Annotated in this window: 23 protein-coding genes; 13 read left to right on the plus strand and 10 right to left on the minus strand. The window is 60.3% G+C overall.

Annotation, left to right across the window (positions count from 1 at the left end; all coding sequences use genetic code 11):
* Window positions 1-46: 46 nt before the first annotated feature.
* The 3 genes from pyrH to rpsB form a co-directional block, all read right to left on the minus strand.
* On the minus strand, window positions 47-781 hold the full coding sequence (gene pyrH / locus CK627_RS20260; protein ID WP_005303458.1) for a UMP kinase: 735 nt from the start codon (window positions 779-781) through the stop codon (window positions 47-49).
* 71 nt (window positions 782-852) lie between these two features.
* Window positions 853-1,734 carry a translation elongation factor Ts gene (gene tsf, locus CK627_RS20265; protein WP_005303460.1) on the minus strand — a complete coding sequence of 294 codons (882 nt, stop codon included), beginning with the start codon at window positions 1,732-1,734 and terminating at the stop codon, window positions 853-855.
* 104 nt (window positions 1,735-1,838) lie between these two features.
* Window positions 1,839-2,567, minus strand: a complete 729-nt coding sequence (gene rpsB / locus CK627_RS20270; RefSeq protein ID WP_005303470.1) for a 30S ribosomal protein S2 — start codon at window positions 2,565-2,567, stop codon at window positions 1,839-1,841.
* 361 nt (window positions 2,568-2,928) lie between these two features.
* On the opposite strand from rpsB, the gene map reads away from it, so the two are divergent.
* The 4 genes from map to CK627_RS20290 all read left to right on the plus strand — a co-directional run bounded on the left by map (window position 2,929) and on the right by CK627_RS20290 (window position 7,963).
* Window positions 2,929-3,717, plus strand: a complete 789-nt coding sequence (gene map, locus CK627_RS20275) for a type I methionyl aminopeptidase (RefSeq protein WP_005303471.1) — start codon at window positions 2,929-2,931, stop codon at window positions 3,715-3,717.
* Between the two features lie 85 nt (window positions 3,718-3,802).
* Entirely contained in the window at window positions 3,803-6,439 is a 2,637-nt protein-coding gene (glnD, locus tag CK627_RS20280) for a bifunctional uridylyltransferase/uridylyl-removing protein GlnD (protein ID WP_095593222.1), read from the plus strand.
* A 184-nt stretch (window positions 6,440-6,623) separates the two neighbouring features.
* Window positions 6,624-7,451, plus strand: coding sequence for a 2,3,4,5-tetrahydropyridine-2,6-dicarboxylate N-succinyltransferase (gene dapD / locus CK627_RS20285; RefSeq protein ID WP_005303473.1), 828 nt, complete (start codon window positions 6,624-6,626; stop codon window positions 7,449-7,451).
* 128 nt (window positions 7,452-7,579) lie between these two features.
* A complete protein-coding gene (locus tag CK627_RS20290; protein ID WP_005303475.1) occupies window positions 7,580-7,963 on the plus strand; it encodes a DUF3461 family protein in 384 nt (127 codons plus the stop codon).
* Between the two features lie 162 nt (window positions 7,964-8,125).
* Here the strand turns inward: CK627_RS20290 and ptsG are convergent, their stop codons facing one another.
* From ptsG to CK627_RS20320, 6 genes are all read right to left on the minus strand, one after another.
* Window positions 8,126-9,556: a PTS glucose transporter subunit IIBC gene (gene ptsG, locus CK627_RS20295; protein ID WP_017764113.1), complete on the minus strand. Its 1,431-nt coding sequence runs from the start codon at window positions 9,554-9,556 to the stop codon at window positions 8,126-8,128.
* Window positions 9,557-9,988: 432 nt separating this feature from the next.
* Window positions 9,989-10,858, minus strand: coding sequence for a MalM family protein (locus tag CK627_RS20300; protein WP_226009481.1), 870 nt, complete (start codon window positions 10,856-10,858; stop codon window positions 9,989-9,991).
* Window positions 10,859-11,040: 182 nt separating this feature from the next.
* A complete protein-coding gene (locus tag CK627_RS20305) occupies window positions 11,041-12,315 on the minus strand; it encodes a maltoporin (protein ID WP_005303479.1) in 1,275 nt (424 codons plus the stop codon).
* A gap of 528 nt (window positions 12,316-12,843) precedes the next feature.
* Entirely contained in the window at window positions 12,844-13,284 is a 441-nt protein-coding gene (locus CK627_RS20310) for a flavodoxin (protein WP_005303481.1), read from the minus strand.
* A gap of 70 nt (window positions 13,285-13,354) precedes the next feature.
* A complete protein-coding gene (gene truC, locus CK627_RS20315; protein WP_174704186.1) occupies window positions 13,355-14,182 on the minus strand; it encodes a tRNA pseudouridine(65) synthase TruC in 828 nt (275 codons plus the stop codon).
* A complete protein-coding gene (locus CK627_RS20320) occupies window positions 14,179-14,514 on the minus strand; it encodes a YqcC family protein (RefSeq protein ID WP_005303485.1) in 336 nt (111 codons plus the stop codon). The genes truC and CK627_RS20320 overlap by 4 nt, the downstream gene beginning before the upstream one ends.
* A gap of 221 nt (window positions 14,515-14,735) precedes the next feature.
* Here CK627_RS20320 and CK627_RS20325 point away from each other — a divergent pair, with 221 nt between their 5' ends.
* From CK627_RS20325 to CK627_RS20345, 5 genes are all read left to right on the plus strand, one after another.
* Window positions 14,736-15,764, plus strand: a complete 1,029-nt coding sequence (locus CK627_RS20325) for a DUF3549 family protein (protein WP_005303486.1) — start codon at window positions 14,736-14,738, stop codon at window positions 15,762-15,764.
* 67 nt (window positions 15,765-15,831) lie between these two features.
* Complete coding sequence (locus CK627_RS20330; protein WP_005303488.1) at window positions 15,832-16,131, plus strand: DUF3301 domain-containing protein; 300 nt, start codon at window positions 15,832-15,834, stop codon at window positions 16,129-16,131.
* A gap of 57 nt (window positions 16,132-16,188) precedes the next feature.
* Window positions 16,189-16,425: a DUF2789 domain-containing protein gene (locus CK627_RS20335; RefSeq protein WP_005303490.1), complete on the plus strand. Its 237-nt coding sequence runs from the start codon at window positions 16,189-16,191 to the stop codon at window positions 16,423-16,425.
* 88 nt (window positions 16,426-16,513) lie between these two features.
* On the plus strand, window positions 16,514-16,810 hold the full coding sequence (locus CK627_RS20340) for a DNA-binding protein (protein ID WP_095593223.1): 297 nt from the start codon (window positions 16,514-16,516) through the stop codon (window positions 16,808-16,810).
* A 3-nt stretch (window positions 16,811-16,813) separates the two neighbouring features.
* Window positions 16,814-17,599, plus strand: coding sequence for a Zn-ribbon-containing protein (locus tag CK627_RS20345; RefSeq protein ID WP_042009249.1), 786 nt, complete (start codon window positions 16,814-16,816; stop codon window positions 17,597-17,599).
* Window positions 17,600-17,668: 69 nt separating this feature from the next.
* Here CK627_RS20345 and syd read toward each other — a convergent pair whose 3' ends face one another.
* Window positions 17,669-18,217, minus strand: a complete 549-nt coding sequence (gene syd, locus CK627_RS20350) for a SecY-interacting protein (RefSeq protein WP_010634792.1) — start codon at window positions 18,215-18,217, stop codon at window positions 17,669-17,671.
* Window positions 18,218-18,375: 158 nt separating this feature from the next.
* Between syd and queF the strand changes: the two genes are divergently transcribed.
* The 4 genes from queF (at window position 18,376) to ppnN (ending at window position 24,844) form a co-directional block, all read left to right on the plus strand.
* Complete coding sequence (queF, locus tag CK627_RS20355; RefSeq protein WP_026141994.1) at window positions 18,376-19,224, plus strand: NADPH-dependent 7-cyano-7-deazaguanine reductase QueF; 849 nt, start codon at window positions 18,376-18,378, stop codon at window positions 19,222-19,224.
* A 137-nt stretch (window positions 19,225-19,361) separates the two neighbouring features.
* A complete protein-coding gene (locus CK627_RS20360) occupies window positions 19,362-21,647 on the plus strand; it encodes a hypothetical protein (protein WP_095593224.1) in 2,286 nt (761 codons plus the stop codon).
* A gap of 83 nt (window positions 21,648-21,730) precedes the next feature.
* The gene (locus CK627_RS20365; protein ID WP_017779839.1) at window positions 21,731-23,338 is read left to right on the plus strand and encodes a GGDEF domain-containing protein; all 1,608 of its coding nucleotides are present in this window, start codon (window positions 21,731-21,733) and stop codon (window positions 23,336-23,338) included.
* Window positions 23,339-23,488: 150 nt separating this feature from the next.
* Window positions 23,489-24,844 (plus strand): nucleotide 5'-monophosphate nucleosidase PpnN, encoded by a 1,356-nt coding sequence (ppnN, locus tag CK627_RS20370; RefSeq protein ID WP_005303505.1) that lies wholly within the window; start codon window positions 23,489-23,491, stop codon window positions 24,842-24,844.
* Window positions 24,845-24,953: the final 109 nt, after the last annotated feature.

Raw genomic sequence — 24,953 nt, forward strand, 5'->3', positions numbered from 1 at the left:
TTATTTGCTGGCGTCATGGACAAACGAGCCGGAGCTCACGCTTGTCTCACTTGCTGACATGGTGGATCAAGGTACCTTCCGGCTCACCCATGATCACCCGACGCAGCGCACCCGGCTTGTTCATGTTGAACACGCGGATCGGCAGATCGTGGTCGCGGGCCAGAGTAAAAGCAGCAAGATCCATCACTTTGAGTTCTTTTTCAAGAACTTCATCATAACTCAGTTCATGGTACAGCACGGCATCCGGGTTCTTGACCGGATCATCCGTGAACACGCCATCCACCTTGGTGGCCTTGAGCACGACGTCAGCTTCGATCTCGATCCCGCGCAGACAGGCCGCAGAATCGGTAGTAAAGAAGGGGTTGCCGGTACCGGCGGAGAAGATCACCACCTTGCCGGCGCGCAGCTGGCTGATGGCTTCAGCCCAGACATAGGAGTCACAGATGCCTTGCAGGGAGATGGCAGACATCAGACGGGCATTCACATAAGCACGATGCAGGGCATCACGCATGGCCAGACCGTTCATCACGGTAGCCAGCATACCCATGTGGTCGCCCACCACGCGGTTCATGCCCGCCTTGGCAAGACCGGCACCACGGAACAGGTTGCCGCCACCGATGACCAGACCGACCTGAACACCCAGCTCAACCAGTTCTTTGATCTCTTGGGCCATCCGATCCAGCACCGCCGGATCAATGCCAAAACCCTCGGATCCTTGCAGGGCTTCACCACTCAACTTCAGAAGAACACGTCTGTATGCAGGCTTGGGATTGGTACTCATGTCACTGATTCCTGGTCATATAAAGACCGCGACATAAGTCGCGGTCTGGGGAAACGGAAAAACCGGTTCGATTAGGCCTTTTGAGCGGCCGCGATTTGAGCTGCTACTTCTGCAGCGAAATCGGTCTCTTGCTTCTCGATGCCTTCGCCCACTTCGAAACGGGTGAAGGAAACAACGTCAGCGCCTTCTTTCTTCAGCAGCTCGGCAACGGTCATGGAAGGATCCTTCACGAACGGCTGACCAGTCAGGGAAACCTCACCGGTGAACTTCTTCATGCGGCCTTCAACCATCTTCTCGGCGATCTCTTTCGGCTTGCCGGAGTTGATGGCGATGTCGATCTGGATTTCGCGCTCTTTGGCAACGACGTCGGCAGACACATCTTCCGGCTTGACGAATTGCGGGCTGTTGGCAGCAACGTGCATGGCCAGATCTTTGGCCAGCTCGTCGGTACCGCCGACCAGCTTGGTGATAACACCGATGCGGGAACCGTGAACGTAGGTGCCCAGGTTGTCACCTTCAACCAGCATCACGCGACGCAGGTTCATGTTCTCACCGATCTTGGCGATCAGGTTGGTGATGGTCAGCTCGACGGACTCGCCGTTGCCGAAGTCGGCGGCTTTCAGCGCGTCAACGTCAGCAATCTTCTGGGTAGCGGCGATCTCAACGATTTTCTGACCCATGGCCAGGAAGCCGGCATCCTTGGAAACGAAGTCAGTCTCGCAGTTCAGCTCGATCATGACGGCAACGTTGCCTTCGGTACGGGCGAAGATCACACCTTCAGCGGCGATACGGCCAGCTTTCTTGGCGGCTTTGGCCTGACCGGATTTGCGCATGTTTTCGATAGCCAGTTCGATATCACCGTTGGCTTCTTCCAGTGCTTTTTTGCAATCCATCATGCCAGCGGCGGTGCGCTCGCGCAGTTCTTTTACCAGGGCGGCAGAAATGTTTGCCATGTCCAGTATCCTCGGTCTTGAATTGACAAGAAACAGGGGCCACAAGGGCCCCTGCTAACCAATTACATCAGCTTGGTTAATAAGGGCTTTGCAGTCCTTATCAATTACTCAGCTTCAACGAAGCCATCTTGTTCGGCTTGAACAACGATGTCCTGAGCGCGAGCTTCCAGTACGGTGTCAGCAGCAGCATTCAGGTACAGCTGAACGGCACGGATAGCGTCGTCGTTACCCGGGATGACATAGTCAACGCCGTCCGGGTTGGAGTTGGTATCAACGATGGAAACTACCGGGATACCCAGGTTGTTGGCTTCTTTGATAGCGATGTGCTCGTGGTCGGCATCGACAACGAACAGAACGTCAGGCAGGCCGCCCATGTTCTTGATACCACCCAGGCTCTTCTCCAGCTTTTCCATTTCGCGAGTACGCATCAGCGCCTCTTTCTTGGTCAGCTTGTCGAAGGTACCGTCCTGGCTCTGGGTTTCCAGATCTTTCAGGCGCTTGATGGACTGACGAACGGTTTTCCAGTTGGTCAGCATGCCGCCCAGCCAGCGGTGGTTAACATAGAACTGGTCGCAACGCTCAGCGGCTTCTTTTACGGCTTCAGACGCGGCACGCTTGGTACCTACGAACAGTACCTTGCCCTTCTTGGCAGCTACGGAGCTGATGAAGTTCATGGCATCGTCAAACATCGGAACGGTTTTTTCCAGGTTGATGATGTGAACCTTGCTGCGGGCACCGAAGATGTAGGATTTCATTTTCGGGTTCCAGTAACGAGTCTGGTGACCGAAGTGAACGCCGGCTTGCAGCATGTCGCGCATAGAAACTTTAGCCATTTTATACCTCTGTATTGGGGTTAGGCCTCCACACATCCCATATAACCGACCCGTTAAGGCACCCCGGCATATGTGTCGATGTGTGTGTGTTGTTTAAGTAAGGGTGATGGTACGGGGAGACAAGTTCCCCATTCCGGCGCGCTTTATACCATAACTTTGGTCAGGACACCACCAGCCTCACCGCTAAAAATGGATCCCTGCTGAGCAGGTTGCGGCACCGATTTGACGCTGTGATGACAATCACACTGGAAGTAAACGGGGGTTGGGGATAAAATTTTGGCCTGATTGCAAACGCATCTATTTTTCATTACCTGATTGCCGGACATCACAGGGTGCGCGGTCAGGTCCCAAGAGAGATCCCATGTCCATTAAAATCAAGACACCGGAAGAGATTGAAAAGATGCGCGTTGCCGGCCAGCTGGCCGCCGATGTGCTGGTCATGATCGCCCCCCACGTCAAGGCGGGCGTCACCACCGACGAACTGAACACCATCTGCCACAACTACATGGTCGACGTGCAGCAGGCCATCCCTGCCCCGCTCAACTACCATGGCTTCCCCAAGTCCATCTGCACCTCGGTGAACGATGTGATCTGCCACGGCATCCCGAACCACAAGAAGCTGCGCGAGGGTGACATCATCAACCTCGACATCACCGTCATCAAGGATGGCTACCACGGTGATACCTCCGCCATGTTCATCGTGGGCGAGACCACCCCGCTGCGCCGCCAGCTCTGCAAGGTGGCTCAGGAGAGCCTCTACGCCGCCATCAAACAGGTGCGCCCCGGCATGTGCATCACCGAGATCGGCGCCGTGATCCAGCCCATCGTCGAGAAGGCCGGCTTCTCCGTGGTACGTGACTACTGCGGTCACGGCATCGGGGCCGAGTTCCACGAAGAGCCGCAGATCCTGCACTACCGCAACGGCGGCAAGCTGGAGCTCAAACCGGGCATGTGCTTCACCATCGAGCCCATGGTCAACAGCAAGAAGTACCACTGCAAGGTCAACCCGAAGGATGGCTGGACCGTGACCACCAAGGATGGCGGCGACTCCGCCCAGTGGGAGCACACCCTGCTGGTGACCGAGGATGGCTGCGAGGTGCTGACCCTGCGCCCGGACGACACTATCGACCGTCTCATCAAACACGGTTAACATCAAACCCCGGCCCCTCGCCGGGGTTTTGTTTTTATCAGCCACAGGCCCCGCACGACGGCCTGTGACAAGAGTGTGAGACGCCATGGACGCCAGCCTGCTTTCCCCCCACCTGCTGCCCGACGATCAGCTCACCCGCGAGAACTGCAAGGAGTACCTGAGCCGTTTTCTCGGCTGGCTGCACGCCCGCTTCGACGCCGGTGACAACATCATCGAACTGGTGGCCACCCGCTCCGAATACATGGACCAACTGCTGACCCGGCTGTGGCAGAAATTCGGCTTCGACAAGACGGAGCTCACCCTGATCGCAGTGGGAGGCTATGGCCGCGGCGAGCTGCACCCCCACTCCGACATCGACCTGCTGATCCTCTATGAAGGGGACGAGCTGGACGAGGTGCTGGGGCTGCGCATTGGCGAGTTCATCACCCTGTTGTGGGATCTCAAGCTGGAGGTGGGCCAGGCGGTGCGCAACGTGCGCGAGTGCATCGAGCAGGGGCGAGGCGACATCACGGTCGCCACCAACCTCATCGAGGCGCGCTACATAACCGGCCGCGAGGCGGGCTTCCAGCAGCTCAAGGAGGCCACTGGCCCCCAGCACTTCTGGCCGAGCGAGCAGTTCTTCAAGGCCAAGCGCGAAGAGCAGGCCCAGCGCCACCAGCAGTTTCTCGGCACAGCCTACAAGCTCGAACCGGATCTCAAGTGCAATCCGGGGGGGCTGCGCGACATCCAGACCCTGGCCTGGGTGGCTCGCCGCCACTTCGGCGCCACCACCCTGTTCGAGATGACCAGCCACGGTTTTCTCAACCGGGCCGAGTATCGCGAGCTGCTCGACTGCCAGAATTTTCTCTGGAAGGTGCGCTTCGCCCTGCACATGGCCATCAACAAGGGCGACAACAGGCTGCTGTTTGACCGCCAGCGCACCGTGGCCCAGATGCTGGGCTTCGAGGGGGAAGGCAACGCCCCGGTCGAGCAGATGATGAAGCGCTTCTATCAGACGGTGCGACGGGTCTCCGAGCTCAACGAGATGCTGCTGCAGCTGTTTGACGAGGCGATCCTCGGCAACACCGCCATGGACGTGCGCCGCCTCTCCGACGAGTTCCAGCTGCGCGGGCGCCTCATCGATGCGGTGGATAGCGAGCTGTTCGGCCGCGATCCCGCCGCCATCCTGCGCCTCTTCTACCAGATTGCCCAGCACCCGGAGATTGCCGGCATCCACTCCGCCACCCTGCGCCAGCTGCGCGAGGCGCGTCGCAAGCTCAACTGCTGGCTGCAGGACCTGCCCGAGTGCCGCCGCCTGTTCATGGCGCTGCTGCGCCACCCCAACGGCATCGGCCAACCGCTCAGCCTGATGCACAAATACGGCATCCTGGCCGCCTACCTGCCGCAGTGGAACCTTATCGTCGGCCAGATGCAGTTCGACATGTTCCACGCCTACACGGTGGACGAGCACACCCACCGGCTGCTCAAGAACATCCACCAGTTTCCCAACCCGGCCAGCCGCCAGACTCACCCGCTCTGCCACGAGGTCTTCACCCGGCTGCGCAAGCCGGAGCTGCTCAGCATCGCCGCCCTGTTTCACGACATCGCCAAGGGGCGGCGCGGCGATCACTCCGAGCTCGGCGCCGTCGATGCGCTGGAGTTCTGCCAGCTGCACGGCCTGGATCGCTACGAAAGCCGGCTGGTCGCCTGGCTGGTGCGCCACCACCTGCTGATGTCGGTCACCGCCCAGCGCCGCGACATCTACGACCCGGACGTGGTCACCGATTTTGCCCAGAAGGTGCGCGACGAGCAGCACCTCGACCTGCTCTACTGCCTGACCGTGGCCGATATCTGCGCCACCAACGACACCCTGTGGAACGACTGGAAGGGCACCCTGCTGCGCGAACTCTACTTCGTCACCCAGAAGGCGCTGCGCCAGGGGCTGGAGAACCCGCCTGACATGCGCCTGCGGATCCGTGAAAACCAGCGCCAGGCCAAGCAGTTCCTGGCCCAGCGCGACGTGCCGGAGGAGGCCATCAACCAGCTCTGGAGCGATTTCAAGGCCGATTATTTCCTGCGCCACACCCCGGAGCAGATCGCCTGGCACTGCCGCAAGATCATCGAGCACGGCGACAACCCGGCGCCGCTGGTGATCATCGGCAAGCACCCGACCCGCGGCGGCAGCGAGGTGTTCATCTACTGTCGCGACACCCCGAATCTGTTCGCCACCGTGGCCTCGGCGCTGGATCAGAAGAACCTCAACATCCACGACGCCCAGATCATGAATTCGCGCAGCGACTACGTGCTCGATACCTTCGTGGTGCTCGAACCCAACGGCGAGCCCATCAGCCCCAACCGCACCGCCACCATCAAGAAGGCGCTGGAGAAGGCGCTGCAGGAGCCGGGCAAGCTGGTGCTGCGCAGCAAGCCCCTGTCGCGCCGCCACCGCCAGTTCAGCGTACCGACCCGAGTGGTGTTTCTGCCCCACAAGGGGGAAAACCGCCACACCCTGCTGGAGCTGACCGCACTCGACACCCCGGGCCTGTTGGCCCGCATCGGCGCCGTATTCCAGCAGTGCGGCCTGTCGCTGCACGCCGCCAAGATCACCACCATCGGCGAGCGGGTGGAGGACTTCTTCAGCCTCACCACCCTGGCTGGCGAACCCCTGACCCAGACCGAGCAGCAAGCGCTGGAGGAGCGGCTGGTCAATCAGCTCAACCCTGTGGAGAGTGCTGAAGGGTAGGCCCATGACACCCCGGACCGGCCTCACAAGACCCCGTTTATCAGCCTGATTTTTCAGTCAGAACAAGTGGTTGGGCCACTCGAGTACAATAAATCGCCGTTCTTGTGAAGAAATCGGCCCGGGCCCTTAAAAACAGTTGGAAAAGTGTGATACAACAAACGGAATTTTTTAAAGGAAACCTGTCATGACCGAGTTGCAACAGATCATCGAAGCGGCCTTCGAGCGCCGTGATTCCATCACTCCCGGCTCCGTCGATGCCGCCACCAAGGCCGCCATCCTGCAAGCCATCGACCTGCTGGATTCCGGCAAGGCCCGCGTCGCCGAGAAGATTGCCGGCGAGTGGGTGGTGCACCAGTGGTTGAAGAAGGCGGTGCTGCTCTACTTCCGCATCAATGACAACGGCATCATCAAGGGCGACGATGCCCAGTACTACGACAAGGTTCCCCTCAAGTTCTCCGACTACAGCGCCGAGCAGTTCAAGGCCGCCGGTGTGCGTGTCGTACCGCCAGCTACCGCCCGCAAAGGCTCCTTCATCGCGCCCAATACCGTGCTGATGCCCTCCTACGTCAACATCGGCGCCTTCGTCGATGAAGGCACCATGGTCGACACCTGGGCCACCGTGGGCTCCTGCGCCCAGATCGGCAAGAACGTTCACCTCTCCGGCGGCGTCGGCATCGGCGGCGTGCTGGAGCCGCTGCAGGCCAACCCGACCATCATCGAGGACAACTGCTTCATCGGTGCCCGTTCCGAAGTGGTGGAAGGGGTGATCGTCGAGGAAGGCTCCGTCATCTCCATGGGCGTCTTCATCGGCCAGTCCACTCGCATCTATGACCGTGAAACCGGCGAGATCCACTACGGCCGCGTCCCGGCTGGATCCGTGGTCGTCTCCGGCTCCCTGCCCTCCAAGTGCGGCAAGTACAGCCTCTACGCCGCCGTCATCGTCAAGAAGGTGGATGCCAAGACCCGCGCCAAGGTCGGCATCAACGCTCTGCTGCGTTCCATCGACGAGTAAGCGGTTTTGCTGTGATTTAAAAGGGCGCCTGATGGCGCCCTTTTGATTTTGGCGCCCCTGTCACAGGCAAGCCACACCGGCTCGGTTAAGATAGACGTGACAGGATCGTTTCAAACCGAGGAAGCCTGATGTACGAGAATCTGAAGAGCCTGGGGATCCAGGATCCCGCCTCCGTCGACAGCTATACCCTGCGCCAGGAGGCCAACCACGACATCCTCAAGATCTACTTCAAGAAGCAGAAGGGCGAGTTTTTCGCCAAGAGCGTCAAGTTCAAATACCCGCGCCAGCGCAAGACCATGCTGGTCGATTCGGGCACCCATGAGTACAAGGATGTCACCGAGATCAACGCCAATCTGAAATACGTGGTGGACGAGCTCGACAACCTGACCCAGGGCGTGCACGTGCAGGCCGACCCGGACATCAAGCAGAAGATCTTGCGCGACCTGCGTCACCTGGAAAAAGTGGTGCAGAACAAGATCAGCGAAATCGAGCGGGATCTGGAAAAGCTCTAAACCGGTCTGATGCAGCAAAGGCGCCCACGGGCGCCTTTTTCATTGGGTCACACTAGGCTGGCGCCATCAGGCCAGCCCCGCACATGTCCTGCCACCCAAACGCGGCCCAGCAAAAAGGGAGGCTTGCGCCTCCCTTTTCGGAACTCGGAATGAAAGCAGGGATTAGTTGCTCTTCATCCAGATGTCCATGTCGGTTTTCAGGTTGTCGGACTTGGTACCGAAGATGGCTTGTACGCCAGAACCTGCAACCACCACACCGGCGGCGCCCAGTTTCTTCAGACCGGCCTGGTCAACCTTGGCCACATCCTTCACGCCGACACGCAGACGGGTGATGCAAGCGTCCAGAGAAGCGATGTTCTCCTTGCCACCGAAGGCAGTGACCAGTGCGGCAGACATCTCGTCCTTGCTCTGACCAACGCTCTCTTCGGCCGCTTCGTCTTCACGACCCGGGGTTTTCAGGTTCATGGCACGGATGACCACGGTGAAGACCACGTAGTAGATGACGGCATAAACCAGACCCAGACCCACCAGCAGCAGCATGTGATCGGCACGCGGGGATTGCACCACGAAGTCGATGAAGCCGTTGGAGAAGGTGTGGCCGTGTACCACGCCCAGGGAGTTGGTCAGCACGTAGGCCAGACCGGCCAGCACGGCGTGGATGGCGTACAGTACCGGGGCGATGAACAGGAAGGAGAACTCGATAGGCTCGGTGATACCGGTCAGGAAAGAGGTCAGGGCGGCAGAGGCCATGATACCTACGATCTTGGCGCGGTTTTCCGGCTTGGCGGAGTGCGCGATGGCAAACGCGGCGGCAGGCAGACCGAACATCTTGAACAGGTAGCCACCAGCCAGCTGGCCGAAGCCGTTGCCGGCAGCGCGGGAGGCGTCGTCAGCAGTCAGGAAGCAGGTCATGATGCCGTGTACGGTTTCGCCAGCGGCGTTGACACAGGTACCAGCCTGATAGAAGAACGGCACGTTCCAGATGTGGTGCAGACCGAACGGGATCAGGGAGCGCTCAACCACGCCGTAGATACCGAAGGCCAGTACCGGGTTCTGGTTGGCAGCCCAGTCGGAGAAGGCACCGATGGCGGCACCTACCGGCGGCCAAATCACGGACAGGATCACGCCCAGACCGATAGAGACGAAACCGGTGATGATCGGCACGGCACGCTTGCCGGCGAAGAAGCCCAGGTACTCGGGCAACTGGATCTTGTAGAAGCGGTTGAACGCCCAGGCGGCCACGCCACCGGCGAGGATACCACCCAGTACGCCGGTCTCGATGGTCTCGACGCCCATCACGGGGGCCATCACCTTCAGGGTGGCGCTCATGATGCCGTAGCCAACGATGGCGGACAGGCCGGATACGCCGTCGTTATTGGTAAAGCCGAGTGCCACGCCCACTGCGAACAGCAGGGCCATCTGACCGAATACGGAACCACCGGCCTGCTCCATCAGCTGGGAGACAATTTCCGGCAACCAGCTGAAGTGGGCAGCACCCACCCCCAGCAGAATACCTGCAACGGGCAAGACCGATACTGGCAGCATCAGCGCCTTACCGACCTTTTGCAGATTAGAGAAAGCATTTTTTAACATGTGTGCGCTCCTGAATGGAATGTCTTACCGTAGACGCTTCAGTCCAATTTATAGACGACCAAGAACATCATCTCTCATCGGCATGAATTCGACGCGGGTTTGTTTATTTTGACCAGCTGAATATAACCCAGCAGATCGCAAATATCTTCCATCAGGGGTAAGCGAATAAAAAATTTGGAGGGGAGATCACAAGATAATTTCGGCGGGAATTTTCAGCTAATTACAGCTATATTTCGGCATCTTCATGCTAAACCAGAAATATGAAAAGTGCTGTTTCGCATTGTATTTTAGCCAATCAAAACAATACACCATGAAACTCAATGTAACTTAATGTAACCATTTGCTGTTTTTTCTATTTTAGTCTACCGATTAAAAAGGCCTCCAACAAGGGAGGCCTCAAATAAATATTTTCTTTTAAAGACCGGACGATATTCAGCCTTTCTGGGAACGCTTGACCGCATCCACAAAGACCGATTTCGCCTTGGTCGAACCTGCCCGTTCCGCTTCGCTGACCAGTCTCATCGCCTTGTCGATGTCGCCGGCTTTCACCGCTTTCTCGATCTGGGATTGATAGAAGGCCTCGGTTTCGCTCAGCATGGGGGCACTGCTCTTGACTGCGCCGGCGGTCGCCAGGGGCACGACAAGCTTGTTTGGTGCCGTGTTGACTACCGGGGTGTTGGCATCAATCACATCCTGATAGACGGGCTTGTAATAGTTGCTCTCGGTTTTGACGCCACTCAAGTCCTCTACAGAGAGGCTGACCACGCCCCAAGGGGAGTGCGGAATGACGGGGTCTTTTTCACCATAATCAACCACCCCCAGCGACTTGGTCATCAGCTTGGAAGGGCTCAGAATGGTGGTTGTTTTGTCCAGACCACTCTGGTCTGTGTAGATCACCATGTAACTTTCGTTGTTGGGATTACCGACATAGGAGCGATCCACGGTAAACACGGCTTCCATGCGATCCCCCTGCAGCATGCGTGCAGGCTCGTACTTGAACACGTCGCTGCCCAACTTGCGGGTCACATTGAATTTGGAATCAAGCATCAAGACGGTCGGGTTGAACAGCGATTTGTCGATCAAGCCATCAACCGTGATGCGCAGGTCACCGGAGTTGACCGGCAACCGGAAGGCGGCGAAGTGGCTTTTCCCTTCGCTGAAAGCGTAAACGGGGGAGCTGCCATCAATGGGGATAAGCTTGGTTGCGCCCGGTTGTATGTCCTGAAATGGCAGACTGGAGACATCGCGACAACAGCTGCTAACCGTAGCCAATTGGCTCATCGCAACGTCGCGATTTCCCATGATGGACTTGAACTCCTGAGTCGGCGCTACCGTCGTTTCCAACGTGGCGCACCCACCCAGCACAACAGAACAGAATACAGTCAAGGCTAATCTGGAATATCTCATCGCGTGACCCTAAGAAACGTGTTGTAAAAAAAGAGCCCCCGTCATGCGGGGGCACTTGCAGTCATGACGTAAACAGATTACCACCAAGCTTCAGCTTGAACACCGAAGTTCCAGGAATCGTCCTGTTTCACGCCATTGGCATCCGGGCGGAACTGACCGTCAGAATCCAGGTAAGAAGCGTAGACGCGGATTTCCGGACGGGCCCAGAAGCTGGAGCCGGCGGACCAGGCCTGAGCCAGGGTGTATTTCTTGCCGATGGTGCTGGTTTCGGTGCCATTGTTCGGCTTGTAGCTGTCATGGTGATAGCCAAGCTCGGCGATGGTCTTCATGGTGTCATTCCACTTGTACATCGGGCGAACGACAACGGAGAAGGTGTCTTTGTCAACGCTGTCATTCTCGAGGTCACTGGCAGTACCGTAAACCAGCTGGTGACCAAACTCGACCTTGTCGCCAACCGGCAGCACGCCCCAGTTGATGAAGCGCCAGCCATCGCCCTTGGCGGCAGATTGGCTCAGGCCGCTGCCAGAACCGCTACCGTAGTCAACAGCCTGAGAGGCATAACCGTCGGCGAAATACTGAACCACGGTCTTGTTGAAGCCACCCAGCATGGATTGGGTCAACTCGGCGGTCAGCATGTGGCCGTTTTTCTCGTAATCCTTGCTGCCCAGAGCCGCTTTCTGTTCATCGGTCAGGTTGCCGCGGGCGTAGTCATAGCCCAGCTCCAGGGAGCCGTCTTTCCACAGCGGGATACCAGCATAACGCAGGTCCAGTACGTCGGTATCAACACGCTTGTCGACACCAACACCACCTACAAACTTGTCGTAATCTTCCCACGGGTCGTTACGCAGCCATGCAAATGAGAGCTTGCCCGGACCAGCCTGGATGTTTTCGACACCAGCACCGGCACCAGACACATCCCAGTAGTAGAAGTCGGAGATGTGGATGTCGTGACGTTGATAGTAACGCTTACCGGCCCACAGGGTAGCTTCCGGTGCGAAGCCCAGCACGCCCTTGGCCTGGACGTTGAATTGGCGCAGAGCAAAGTCGGCATCGCTGCCGCTGGTGCTTTCCCAGTCACGACCCTGCTGACCTGCCACCATTGCAAACATGGAGTCTACGTAGAAGGACTTGCCGTCCTTGTTGTAAGCCTCTTGACCCAGCTGAACTTCGCCGTAGGTCTCGGCTTCGTTGCCCAGACGACCGACTTTCGCCTTGGAATAGGTTTGCAGGCCGCCGTTATCGGAAGTACCGACACCGGAACGCATGTAGCCGTGGAAATCAACGGCGAAGGCGGCTTGGGAAGCCAGGGCTGCGGTTACTGCTGCAGCGATCGGGAGCCACTTTGCTTTCATTTTCATTTTCCTTATTCCCGCTGTGAGGAGTGTGATCCTGAATATCCAAGTTCTTATCACCGTAAAAACGTTTGGGTGATAACCGAGGCCGATTATAGGTAGCCAATTTCGGGACAAACATGAGCTGATTCACAAAATGGCGACAAATCGCCCAGCATTGGCCGCAGAGGGTTTTATGGGATGGATAACTGTAAATTTATGCAATAACTCACTATTCACTATGGTTGAAATGCAAAAAGATCCACCATGAAACCGCTACCAACAATTAATTCGCTTCGAAGATTAAGTGATAAATATTCAAATTGATGACAAAAACATGACTGAAATCGCTTTCAATGGGGAACTTTTAAATTTGCGGCATGTCAGCTGGCGCCGAAATAAATCACTGAGCAAACAAGGAACGGTTTGAAAAATAACCGTAGAAATAGCGGGCAAATATGGCCAGTTGAGACTGGCCTGCCCCACAAAATAAATATCCCCGCCAGACGGACTGAACGGGGATCTATAAGTGATGAAAAAAAGTGGTCGCTAGAGTTTATTCAGCCAGTCATTGAGCCAGGCCAGCGCCACTTTTTCCGGTTCATCGTCGACCGTGGCATCTATTTCCAGGCGGGGCAGCAGAGGGCTGGCACCAAGCTCCTGCAGCAGTCCATCGAGGTGACGACCGGCGCCGCAGAAGTGCTCATAGCTGCTGTCACCCATGGCGATGAGGGCATATCGCCACCCTTTCATATAGGGAGCCCGATCAGTCAGGGCAGTAGCCAGTGGTTGCAGATTGGGGGGAATGTCGCCCTGGCCGGTGGTGGCGGTGATGACCAGCAAGAATCGACTCGCATCCAGATCTTCCAGCTCGGCCTCCTCGAACACCCGACAGCCGTGTCCCGCCTGTTCCAGCCGCGCAGCCAGCGTCTCGGCCACCAGCATGGCAGCCCCGTACACGGTTCCCACCACTATATCTATCTGCACCATCACGACCCCCTTTGCCCAACATGGATGCCCAGCATGCCACAGCGCGGAGTCAGGCAACACCCCGAACGCTTCAGTAGTCGCTCTCGCTGGCAGGCCAGCCCAGTTCGGCAAACAGCTGCAGCACGTGCGACCCCAGCGGCGCCTGGATGCGCATCGGCACCTTCAGCACTGGGTGCTGAAAGCTGAGGGTGCGGGCCACCAGCAGCAGGCGATCACAGCCATAGTGCTCGCGAAAGAAGCGGTTGTGGCGGCCATCGCCGTGGGTGGTGTCACCGACGATAGGGTGGAACAGATGATCGAGATGGCGGCGCAGCTGATGCTTGCGACCCGTCTTGGGAAACAGGCGGACCAGGCTGTAGCGACTGGTGGGGTGTTTCTTGGAGACCGCATGGGGCAACTCGACCTGATGCAGGCGACGAAACGCGGTCACCGCCTCCTGGGCCGGACGATCCGGATCGCTCATGGCATCGGCGATCTTGTCCAGCTGCTCCTTGAGGGGGTAGTCGATCACCCCCTGCTCCGGAGCCCAGCCACGCACCAGCGCCAGATACTCCTTGTGGACCTGACGGGCGGCAAAGGCCTCGGTCAGGGTACGGGCCACGGCAGGATCGAGGGCAAACAGCAGCACCCCCGAAGTGGGTCTGTCCAGCCGATGTACCGGATAGACGTGACGACCGCCGATGAGATCCCGGGTCATCTGCATGGCAAAACGGGTTTCGGCCTTGTCGAGCCAGCTGCGGTGCACCAGCAAACCGGAGGGCTTGTTGACCGCCACCAGCCAGTCATCCTGGTAGAGCAGGGTCAGCTTCATCTCGCCGTCGTCTTGAGTGGTGCAAGCATCTGAACTGCCACCCGTCTGCGTTTTCTTCTGATGAACCAGGGTCTGCTCGCTCATCATTGTTCGACCACTTTGCCGGAGAGCAGCAGATCGAAGCGGGCGATCAGGCGCAGCAGGGCTTCGACCTCGGCTAGCTCTTCCTTGTAGACTTCGCTGGCCATGGGATAGAGAGAGACGCTGCTGGGCAATGGCGCCTGCAGCAGCACCAACTGCTCCATGCGCGGGATCAGCACGAACTGCAGCCACTGATCGAAGCTCAGGGTATCGACGCAAAACGGCAGCTCGCTGGCCAGGGCCTCTTCCCCCGGATGGGTCGCTTGCCAACGTTCCAGACGTTGCAGTTCGGCGGTCAGTTCGCCCAGCAGGCCGGCTACCAGCAGATATTGATTCATTGCGCTCTCTTCCTCATCACCACGTCCCCGGTTCGCGGTTCAGTCAACAGCAAACCGGGCTTTGCAAAAAAGGGCGCTACTATACACCCTCCCCCCCGCTCTCTGCCATGCCCCCGGCGGCCATCCGTACGGGTCGCCGCCGGCCGCAACACGCCGCCCTGCTGGCTATCTTGTGCCAGCGCCTTATAATCGGCCCGCATCACCCTTAGCCGGATCACCTCATGTCCACCATCAATACTCTGACTGATTTTCTGACCCAGGCCGATACCCAGTTTCAGCTGTTCGACATGGGCCGCCAGGTGCGGCCGCTGGCGAGCGACACCTTCGTGCGCATCGAGCAGCAGCAGGAGCCCTATCCCTGGCCCCTGCAGCAGCACGCCTGGCTCGGCGTCCACTTCTTCCAGCCGGCCGAGTCGCGCCACTACCTCTGGTTCCTCAAGTTTGCCCTCGACGAGCGCGGTCTGCTCATCTCGAGCGGCCCCAAGCACTTCATGGATCAGGTGGTGGAGACCCTGGGCTACAAGCTGACCGGCGAGCTCGATGAGGAGAAAGCCCAGCGGCTGGCCGAGAATCCCTACACCTTCCGCCCGGCCGAAGCCAAGATGGCCAGCCTGCACGCCAAGCTGGCCCGCCAGCTGGAGCAGGCCCCGTCCGCCTACTTCGAAGGACTCTGCCACTACCTGTCCGCTCCCTCTCCCGAGGGGTGGCAGACCCTCGGCGTGCAGGGCTTTGCCGATCTGGCGGAGCGGCTGCAGGATGAGCGCAACCTGGCGCTGGTGTGCAAGGCACTGCCGAAGCTGCCGCAAGAGCCGCTCTATGCCCTCTGCCAGAGCCTGGAAAACGCCCCGCTGCCGCCGGCCGTACAGGGCGCCCTGTTCGAGCGCATCGGCAAGGAGCAGGAGTGCGCCGAGCCCAACGCCGAGACCCTGGCCTACCTGTGTCGGGCGCTGGCCTCCTGCAACGGCAGCAGCATGCGTACCAACAAGCTGCTGACCCTGCTGCAAACCCAGCCGAGCCCGGCCCTGCTGCTGGCCATCGCCGGCCGGCTCTGGCCCGATCTGAAGGATGCCGCCCTGCTCAGCCTGTTCCTGGAGCAGCTGGCCCTGCAGCCGACCCAGTTCTTCAATCAGGTATTTGCCGAACTGGTGACCCTGCCGGCCCTGCGCAATGATATGCTGGCCAGACTGCGCGACCCCGAGCGCAGCGACGCCCTGGGCCAGGCCATCGGCCGCCTGTTCGCCTCGGCCTGATGATAGCGGCGCCCCGCCCCCTGGCGGGGCGCCACCCGACACGGACACACCGCAAAAGGAGCCCGCGATGGGTGAAGTGCTCGCCATCTTGCTGCTGACCCTGGGTGCAGGTGCCTTCTGGCACCAGCGGCGCCAGGCCGAACTCGCCTGGCAATACATGCGCCGCTACTGCCAGCATCACGACCTGCAACTGCTGTCGCTGGCGCGCAGCCACCGGGCGCTGGCCCACCAGCCGCTGCGCCTGCTCACCTATTACGAGTTCGAATTTTCCAGCGATGGCGAGAGCCACTACCTGGGGCAACTGCGCATGCAGGGGCTGCAGGTGGTCGGCGTTGACCTCCCGCCACATCGGGTACCCAGCCTGTAAATCTCCCGCCACGGGGCGAGCCTATACTGTTCTGGAATGTCTTTTCGGAGAGATGAGATGGAGTTCCTGACCCACGATCTGGCCGCCCTGTTTGCCCAGCTGGGGCTGGCCAACGACGAGCTGAGCCTGCACCGCTTCATTCACGAGCACCGCCTCGACAACCAGACCCTGCTGCCGGAAGCCCCCTTCTGGACCAGTGCCCAGGCCAATTTTCTGCGCGATGCCCTGTGGAACGATTCGGACTGGTCGGAAACCATCGATGAGCTGGACGTACTGCTGCGCCGGCACGATTGACCCGCTTCCCGCTTTTCAGCCCTTCGCGCTTTGGTTAAGCTCTGTGCCCCGTCCAGCCCCAATATCCCCATGCCGTGCAGGAGCACTCATGTCAGCCCAAGAGATCATCCGCATCGCCAATGAACTGGCGGCCAAGGGCATCGCCCCCACCACCGCCATGGTCAAGGCCCGCCTCGGCCAGCCCGTTCCCATGGCCGATCTGCTCAAAGTGCTGAGCCAGTGGAAGCAGCAACCCGCAGGCGCCCCGGAAGTCGCCAGCCCGGCTCAGGAGGCCCCCGCTCCCGCCGCCGAACCCACCCTGCTGCAGCTTGCTGAACGGCTCGAACGTCTCGAACGCAAAGTGGATCGGCTGACCGAACTGCTGCTCCAGCAGGGGAAGTCGTGAACCATGTACATCCTCGAACTCTGCTTTGAGTGCTATCGTGACACCTCGCTGGGCGAGGCCGAGCGGGCCATCGTCAACTACCTCGACATGCTGCGCTATCAGGGCCAGATCCTCGGCCGGGAGTTCCCCACCAGCATGCACGAGGGCTACTTCGTCAGCCGGGTGGTCTGCCCGGAGCAGGACAGCCTGCACCCCGACAACCAGAGCGAACAGGTCAAGCTGGCGGAGCAGGGCCTGCACCAGGCCGGGCTGCTCGCCCCCAAACTCCACCTGCAGGGGGCGGACCTGCTCTCTGACAGCACCGACCCCTGCGGCCATGATGGCGAGCGCCCCAGCTGGATGCTGCTCTATACCAGCTTCCTGCACACCTGCTCGCCGCTGCGCTGCGGCGATCACTTCGCCCCCATCCCGCTCTATCGGCTGCCGGCCGTCGCCAACGGCGACCACAAGCAGATCATCAAGTGGCAGGAGGATTGGGAGGCGTGCGATCAGCTGCAGATGAACGGCTCCATCGCCGAACATGCGGCGCTGCACGAAATCGGTGAGGTGGGCAGCCGGCTCCAGCGCCGTGGCAGCGATCTCGGCAAGCGGCTGGAAGCCCTCACCGGCATCCCTACCTACTACTACCTCTACCGGGTGGGCGGCCGCAGTGCGGCCGAGGAGAAGGCCCGCCCCTGTCCGGGCTGCGGCGGCGAGTGGGCACTGGCCGAGCCCTTGCACGAGATCTTCGACTTCAAGTGCGATCCCTGCCGGCTGGTCGCCAACCTCTCCTGGGATTTCAAGGACTGAGCCCGGCGGTGAACCAAACAAAAACGCCTTGCCGGTCGGCAAGGCGTTTTTCATTGTGGCTGACGCCGCTTATTGCGGCAGGGTCTCCAGCCGCTCGAGGAACGCGGGCAGAGAAGGCGCCAGCACCAATCGGCGGCCCGAGTCGAGCCACTCCAGCCACACCTGACCACTCTCGTTGTCGAGCGATACCAGCGTCATCTCGTTGCGGGTGGTGGCGATGAACAGGGAGGGGCTGCGCTTCAACTTGCGCAGCATCAGCAGGTGGCCGATAAGGTTCTCCTTGAGCAGGTCGAGATCCGCCTCGTTCCAGGGCAGCACAAACTCGAGCCGCAGCCCCTTGTAGAGGCAGGGCACAGGGCGGCTGAACCAGCCACCAAACAGGGCCTGCGCGGCCGGGTGCAGGGTCAGCTCGAGCGCCTCGTTCATCGCCGTGAAATCGGCGGGCTCGGTGCGCCGATGCGGGCGCCAGGCGACCCGACCTTCTTTGGGTTCATCCAGCTCGCAGGGGGAGCGCCAGTCCGCCTCCCACTCGCACAGGGGCAGCCCTCGCCTCGCCTCGCCGTCGCGCTGCCAGCGCAAAAAAAAGTGTTCCAGGGCAGACAAGACTTGATCCGACATCGAAATTCCCCACAATTGCTGCCAAAGTCCGCTATTGCACCATCAAAGCCATGAGCAGACAAGGTGAAGCGCGGATCGCCAGCCGGCACTCCCCGCCTTGCCACCCCAAGCGGGGCCCATGCCTCTGCCATCGCCCATTCAACGTTCGAGTCACACAGATGAGCAAACAAGATAGATACGCCGGCGCCAGCGCCCTGCAGGGGCTGAGTCTCGGCCAGCAATCGGCCTACATCAGCCAGTACACCCCGGCCCTGCTGCAGCCGGTGCCCCGCAGTCTGAACCGCGACGACCTTGGTCTTGGCGGCGAGCTGCCGTTCCAGGGCTGCGACGTCTGGACCCTGTACGAGCTCTCCTGGCTCAATGCCAAAGGCAAGCCCATGGTCGCCGTCGGCGAGGTCTCGGTGCCTGCCACCAGCGCGAACCTCATCGAATCCAAGTCGTTCAAGCTCTATCTCAACTCCTTCAACCAGACCCGCTGCGACTCGCTGGAAGCAGTGCAGGCCATGCTGGTCAAGGATTTGAGCGCCTGTGCCGGCAGCGATGTGAGCGTCACCCTGTTCCCGCTGGCCCAGGCTCCGCACCACATTGCCGCCCTGCCGGGCGAGTGCATCGACGAGCAGGATATCGAGGTGGACCGCTACGAGTTCGATGCCGACCTGCTGCAAGGTGCGGCCGGCAGCCAGGAGGTGGAGGAGACCCTGCACAGCCACCTGCTCAAATCCAACTGCCTGGTGACCAGCCAGCCGGACTGGGGCTCCGTGGTGATCCACTATCGCGGCCCGCAGCTGGACCGGGAAAAACTGCTGCGCTACCTCATCTCGTTTCGCCAGCACAACGAGTTCCACGAGCAGTGCATCGAGCGGATCTTCACCGATCTCAAGCACTTCTGCGCACCGAGCCAGCTGACCGTCTACGCCCGCTACACCCGCCGCGGCGGCCTGGACATCAACCCGTTTCGCAGCGACTGGGAAGTAGTGCCGGCCAACCTGCGCCTGATCCGGCAATAATCCGCAGGCCCTGCCCCCGCCGCTCTGCGCCGCCAGCGCCCGGATAACGGGGCTGGCGCGCAATCTGTCAGTAAACTCTGGACGCACGGGGGCGGGCTTGGATAACATGCCCTCACTCCCGTGCTGCCCTTAATCCAATGAATCAACTGTTTTTTCTGGCAATGATGATGTCCTCCCTGTCCGCTCCTGATCTGGATCTGGCCAAGGAGCAGTTGTCCATCGATCTGCAACAGGCCCAGACCCTGGTGCTGACCGATCCTGCCAGATGCGTGCAGATCACCTCCGCCTTTCTTGCGCGCACGGCCAATAATCCCAAGCAAATCATCAGCAATCGCCAGGAGTACGGCTACCGCGAGCCACTGTTGAGCTATGGCACCGCCGCCCAGGCCACCGGCGCCCACCTGCTCAAGGGGGAGTGCCTGCTGCAACTGGGCCAGTTCCAGGCCGCCCAGAAGTCCCTCGATCAGGGCATCGCCATGGCGGCCAAGGAGCAGCAGCTGGAGTTGCAGGCCCACGGCCTCTACCTCAAGATCCGCAGCCAGAACCTGCTGGAACGCTCCCACGGTGCCAGCAGCGGCCTGCTCGGTCAGCTGGAGACCCTGCTCAGCACCCCCAGCCTGAAAGAGAGCCAGCTGCAGGTTTACAGCCGGCTGCTGCGCACCAATGCCAGCATAGAGGCGCACCAGTTCGACGAGGCCAAACGCCAGCTGGCCGAAGCCCGCCGCTGGGCGGATCAGACCAAGAACCCGCTGGCCAGCGCCTGGGTCAGCGCGGTGAGCGGCGATCTCTACCACGCCCTCAAGCAGCCGCAGCTCTCGCTGGGCGACTACATCGACGCCCAGCAGCAGGCCAGGGGCCTGCAGGATCCCCTCTTCCTCGGCTTGCTGTCGAACCAGATAGTGAACCTCTATGAAGAGGAGCAGGAGCCGCAGAAGGCGCTGCAATATGCCAATGAGGCAGCCAACTACTTCCACGCCCTCGGTAATCCCTCCCTGCTGAGCGACGCCCTGATTGTGCTGGCCCGCCTCAACCGGGAGCAGGGCGAGATGAACATGGCGCTGGTCTACTTCTTCAACGCCCTGGATCTGCTGGACGAGGGCAACAACCGCACCCGCATCGCCAACCTCAAGTACGAAATAGGCAAAACCTATCTGGAAACCGGCAACCTGACCCTGGCCCGCAACTACCTCACCGCGGCCCGCCAGTCCCACGAGCTGGGGGATGACAAGGAGCCGCTGATCGACACCCTGCTGCTGCTGGGCGAGCTGCACCTCAAGCAGAAGGAGGCGGGCATCGCCATCCTGCAGCTGGAGAACGCGCTGGCGCTGGCCAACCAGATCGGCGACACCCAGCGCCAGTTCGAGATCTTCCGTCTGCTCTCGGCGGCCTACGAGCAGAAGGGCTATCTGCAGCAGGCACTGGAGAGCTACAAGAATTTCCACCAGCGCAGCGAGCAGGTCCGCCAGCAGCAGGTCGATCTGGAGCAGGAGGCGATCCGCGACAACTACGCCCAGGTGGAGCGTGAACAGCAGATCAAGGAGCTGGAGCAGCAGCTCAGCACCAGCAAGCATCAACAGGATCGCTACCTCTGGTCGAGCGTGATAACCGGCCTGCTGCTGACCCTGTTCATCTACCTCTTCTTCACCCTCTGGCTCAAGTTGCGGGTCGCCCGCCTGCAGGGCAAGCAGCTGGGCGAGGCGCTGCTGCTCGAGCCGCGCACCGGGCTGGCCAACTGGCAGCGACTGATGAGCCGCTGGCCACGGGAGATGGCCAAGCGCCAGCAGCGCTCCGAGCGCTGGTATCTGAGCGAGCTGCCCAGCAGCGAATTTGACGACAAGCTGCACTACCTGCTGTTTCGGGTCCCCTTCCTGGTCAACAGCCTGGAGCAGCACGGCTATCAGGTGAGCCGCGAGATAGAGCAGGCCTTCGGTGCCTACGTCAACGGCCTCACCCCGCAGGATGGCCGCATCTACGACCTTCGCGAAGGCCATCTGCTCTATGTGGTGCCCCAGCGCCATGTGGAGGATCTGCACCGGCTGGCCCGCGAGCTGCTCGCCGCACTGGCCGAGTTCCCTTGCCAGCATCCGCTCGATCGCCACATCAGCCTCGGCATCGTCAGCCACCCCTTCCTGCCCAAGGCGGCCACCGCCCTCGATCATCACGGGCTGTTCGACCTCTGCTATCTGGCGCTGGCAGGAGCCATTCAGCTCAGTGAAAAATCCCAGCAAAGCGTCTGGTTGGAGCTGGCTGCCATCGATTGCCAGCAGGCCGCATTTTTTAATGGGGATGTGTGGCAATGCTGCTTGATGGCAATTGACAAGGGACTGGTAAAAGTAAATTCTTCTCATGAAAAGCAATGGGTTAATTGGCTTCAACTTTCACGGAAGCACGGAAGAGAGTGCCGGTTGATCAGTGACGAATAGATATTCAACTGGGTCTGGAACTGGGTTCGACCGCTGTTGCTATCCAACACAACAACGATAATGACAACAGGGCGACCTGAATAATGAATGATATCGCTGCCGTAGCCGGACAACTGGCCAGACTCAGGGAATCCCTTCAGCAAAAACAGCTGGAGCTGGACGGCATTGTCTCCTTCTCCGATACCGAGCGCGCCCGCAGCATCCAGTTCATCGCCAAGCTGATGCAGGCCTGCCGCGGTCACGACCGGGAGCTGGACAACAAGCTCGCCAAGCTCAAGCAGAAACTCGACGGCAACCCGCCGCTCTCCTCCCTCGACGCCGATCTCGCCATCATCGAGAAGCTGCTGCAGCAGCACGGCAACGCGCTGGAAGAGTCCATCTCCCTGACCAAGTCCGCCATCGAACTCGGCTCCAAGCAACTCAAGGCCATCAAGGGCTTCCCGGAAGATACCCGCAAATCCCTCAAGGAGTTTCTGGCGAGCCCGGATGGCTATGGCATCGGCGATCACCAGAAGAAGGTGATCCGGCTGCTGGAGTTCTACCAGCAGGCCATCAAGATCCAGCTGTTGCCCAGCCAGCCCCTGCTGGCCCAGAGCAGTCAGCCTGAGGTGGTCACCGATCTGGCCGCCCCCGAGCCGGATGCCCCATTTGACGTCAAGATCCACGCCCACATCGCCGACGAGCTGCAGCGGCTCATCACCGAGCTCGACTTTGCCGGTGCGGTGGGCGAGAGCCTGGCGGACATTCGCCGCCAGTTGCTCAATGGCATCACCCCTCCCCTGCTGGCCGAGATCTGCCTGCAGGTGATCGAGCTCATCATCGAGGGCACCCGCGAGGAGCGCAAAGCCTCCCAGGCGTTTCTCAGCACCCTCAATGAGAGCCTCTCGGCCGTCCACTTCAGCTTCACCGAATCCCTCGACGAGGGACGGGCCCTGCAAAGTGCCACTCTGGATACCCGCAAGGCCATCGACCAGGAGCTCAAAGCCATCGACCATACCCTGGCCAGCCATGACACCCTGGGCGACCTCAAGGAGGCCATCTCAGGCCACATGGGCGCCATCAGCCTGCTGCTGCAAGACAGGGAGGCCATGGCCGCCCGCGAACGCCACCTGCTGACCCGCCTCTCCACCATGGAGGCCAAGCTGCGACTGATGAAGGAGGAGACCGCAGAGTACAAGAAGCGGCTCACCATCCAGAAACACAAGCTGTTCCTCGACAGCCTGACCCAGGTGCACAACCGGGCGGCCCTCGACGAGCGGCTCGAGCTCGAATACAAGCGCTGGCTGCGCTACGGCACCCCGCTGTGCCTGGCCATCATCGACATCGACCACTTCAAGAACATCAACGACAACTACGGCCACATGGCCGGCGACAAGGCGTTGAAGGTAGTGGCCAAGGCGCTGCAGGGGGCCCTGCGCGACACCGACTTCATCGCCCGCTTCGGCGGCGAGGAGTTCGTGGTGTTGCTGCCGAACATCAATCCGGACAAGTACCAGAAACCGCTGGAAACCTTGCGCCAGACCATCAAGAGCATTCCGTTCCGCTTTCGGGATGCCAGGGTCGAGATCACCATCTCCATCGGCGCCACCCTGTTCAGGGAGGGAGACCACACCACGGATGCGTTCGAGCGGGCCGACAAGGCGCTTTACAGCTCCAAGCACTCGGGTCGGGATCAGGTGAATCTGGCCTGACGAGTGCCTAAAAAAGCAGCAAACGCACTTTCCCCCTATTCCCCTGCCCCACCGCTTGCAACTACTATCAAATTCAAGGGATGCCACTGGGCATCCCGTTTTCTCCCCAGGGAAAAGCACAACGATAACAAGCGAGTGAAAGGGGAACATATGATTACGCACATCAATCCAGTCGGCAGCATGGACTTGCTGTCCCAGCTCGAGGTGGACCGCCTCAAGCAAACCGCCTCCAGCGATATCTATCAACTGTTTCGCAACTGCTCGCTGGCGGTACTCAACTCCGGCAGCCATACCGACAGCTCCAAAGAGATACTGGAGCGCTTCAAATCCTTTGATATTCATGTGATCCGGCGTGAGCGCGGGGTCAAGCTCGAGCTGTTCAACGCCCCCGAGCACGCCTTCGTCGATGGCGAGATCATCCGCGGCATTCAGGAACACCTCTTCTCCGTGCTGCGCGACATCCTCTATGTGTCGACCCAGCTGGAGTCGAACCGGCTGGTCAACCTCACCAGCTCCACCCACATCTCCAACGTGGTGTTCGCCATCCTGCGCAACGCCAAGGCGATCTTGCCCGGCGCCGACCCCAATCTGGTGGTCTGCTGGGGCGGCCACTCCATCAACGAGATCGAGTACCAGTACACCCGTGCGGTCGGCAGCGAGCTGGGGCTGCGCGAGCTCAACATCTGTACCGGCTGTGGCCCGGGCGCCATGGAGGGCCCGATGAAGGGGGCCGCCGTTGGCCACGCCAAGCAGCGGGTGCGCAACGGCCGTTACATCGGCCTCACCGAGCCTTCCATCATCGCCGCCGAGCCGCCCAACCCCATCGTCAACGAGCTGGTGATCCTGCCGGACATCGAGAAGCGGCTGGAGGCCTTCGTGCGTCTCGGCCACGGCATCATCATCTTCCCGGGCGGGGTCGGCACCGCCGAGGAGCTGCTCTACCTGCTCGGCATCATGATGCACCCGGCCAACGAGCGGCAACCCATGCCCATCGTGCTGACCGGCCCGAAAGAGAGTGCCGACTACTTCCGCGCCATCGATGACTTCGTCAAGGCGACCCTGGGGGAAGCGGCCACCAGCCTCTACCGCATCATCATCGGCGATGCCCCCGAGGTGGCCCGGGTGATGAAGGAGGCGATGCCGAAGATCCGCGAATACCGCAAGTCGGTAGGGGATGCCTACTCCTTCAACTGGTCCCTCAAGATCGAGCCGGAGTTCCAGCTGCCGTTCGAGCCGGATCACGCCAACATGGCCAGCCTGGATCTGCACCGCAACCAGCCGCCCCAGCTGCTGGCGGCCAACCTGCGCCGTGCCTTCTCCGGCATCGTCGCCGGCAACGTCAAGGAAGGGGGCATCCGCGCCATCGAGAAGAAGGGGCCGTTCAAGATCCATGGTGACAAGGAGCTGATGCACCTGATGGACAAGCTGCTGGAGAGCTTCGTCAAACAGCAGCGCATGAAGCTGCCGGGCAGCCAGTATGTGCCCTGCTACGAAATCGTGCGCTGACGGGCAGCACAGATGAAACGAGGGGCGCATGGCGCCCCTTTTTGTTGCGGCCTCCCCTTCGGCCATCAATCCCCCATTGAGCCCGCTGGTTTGTTACAATGGGGCGTTC

The sequence above is a fragment of the Aeromonas dhakensis genome (assembly GCF_002285935.1).
GTDB lineage: Bacteria > Pseudomonadota > Gammaproteobacteria > Enterobacterales > Aeromonadaceae > Aeromonas > Aeromonas dhakensis.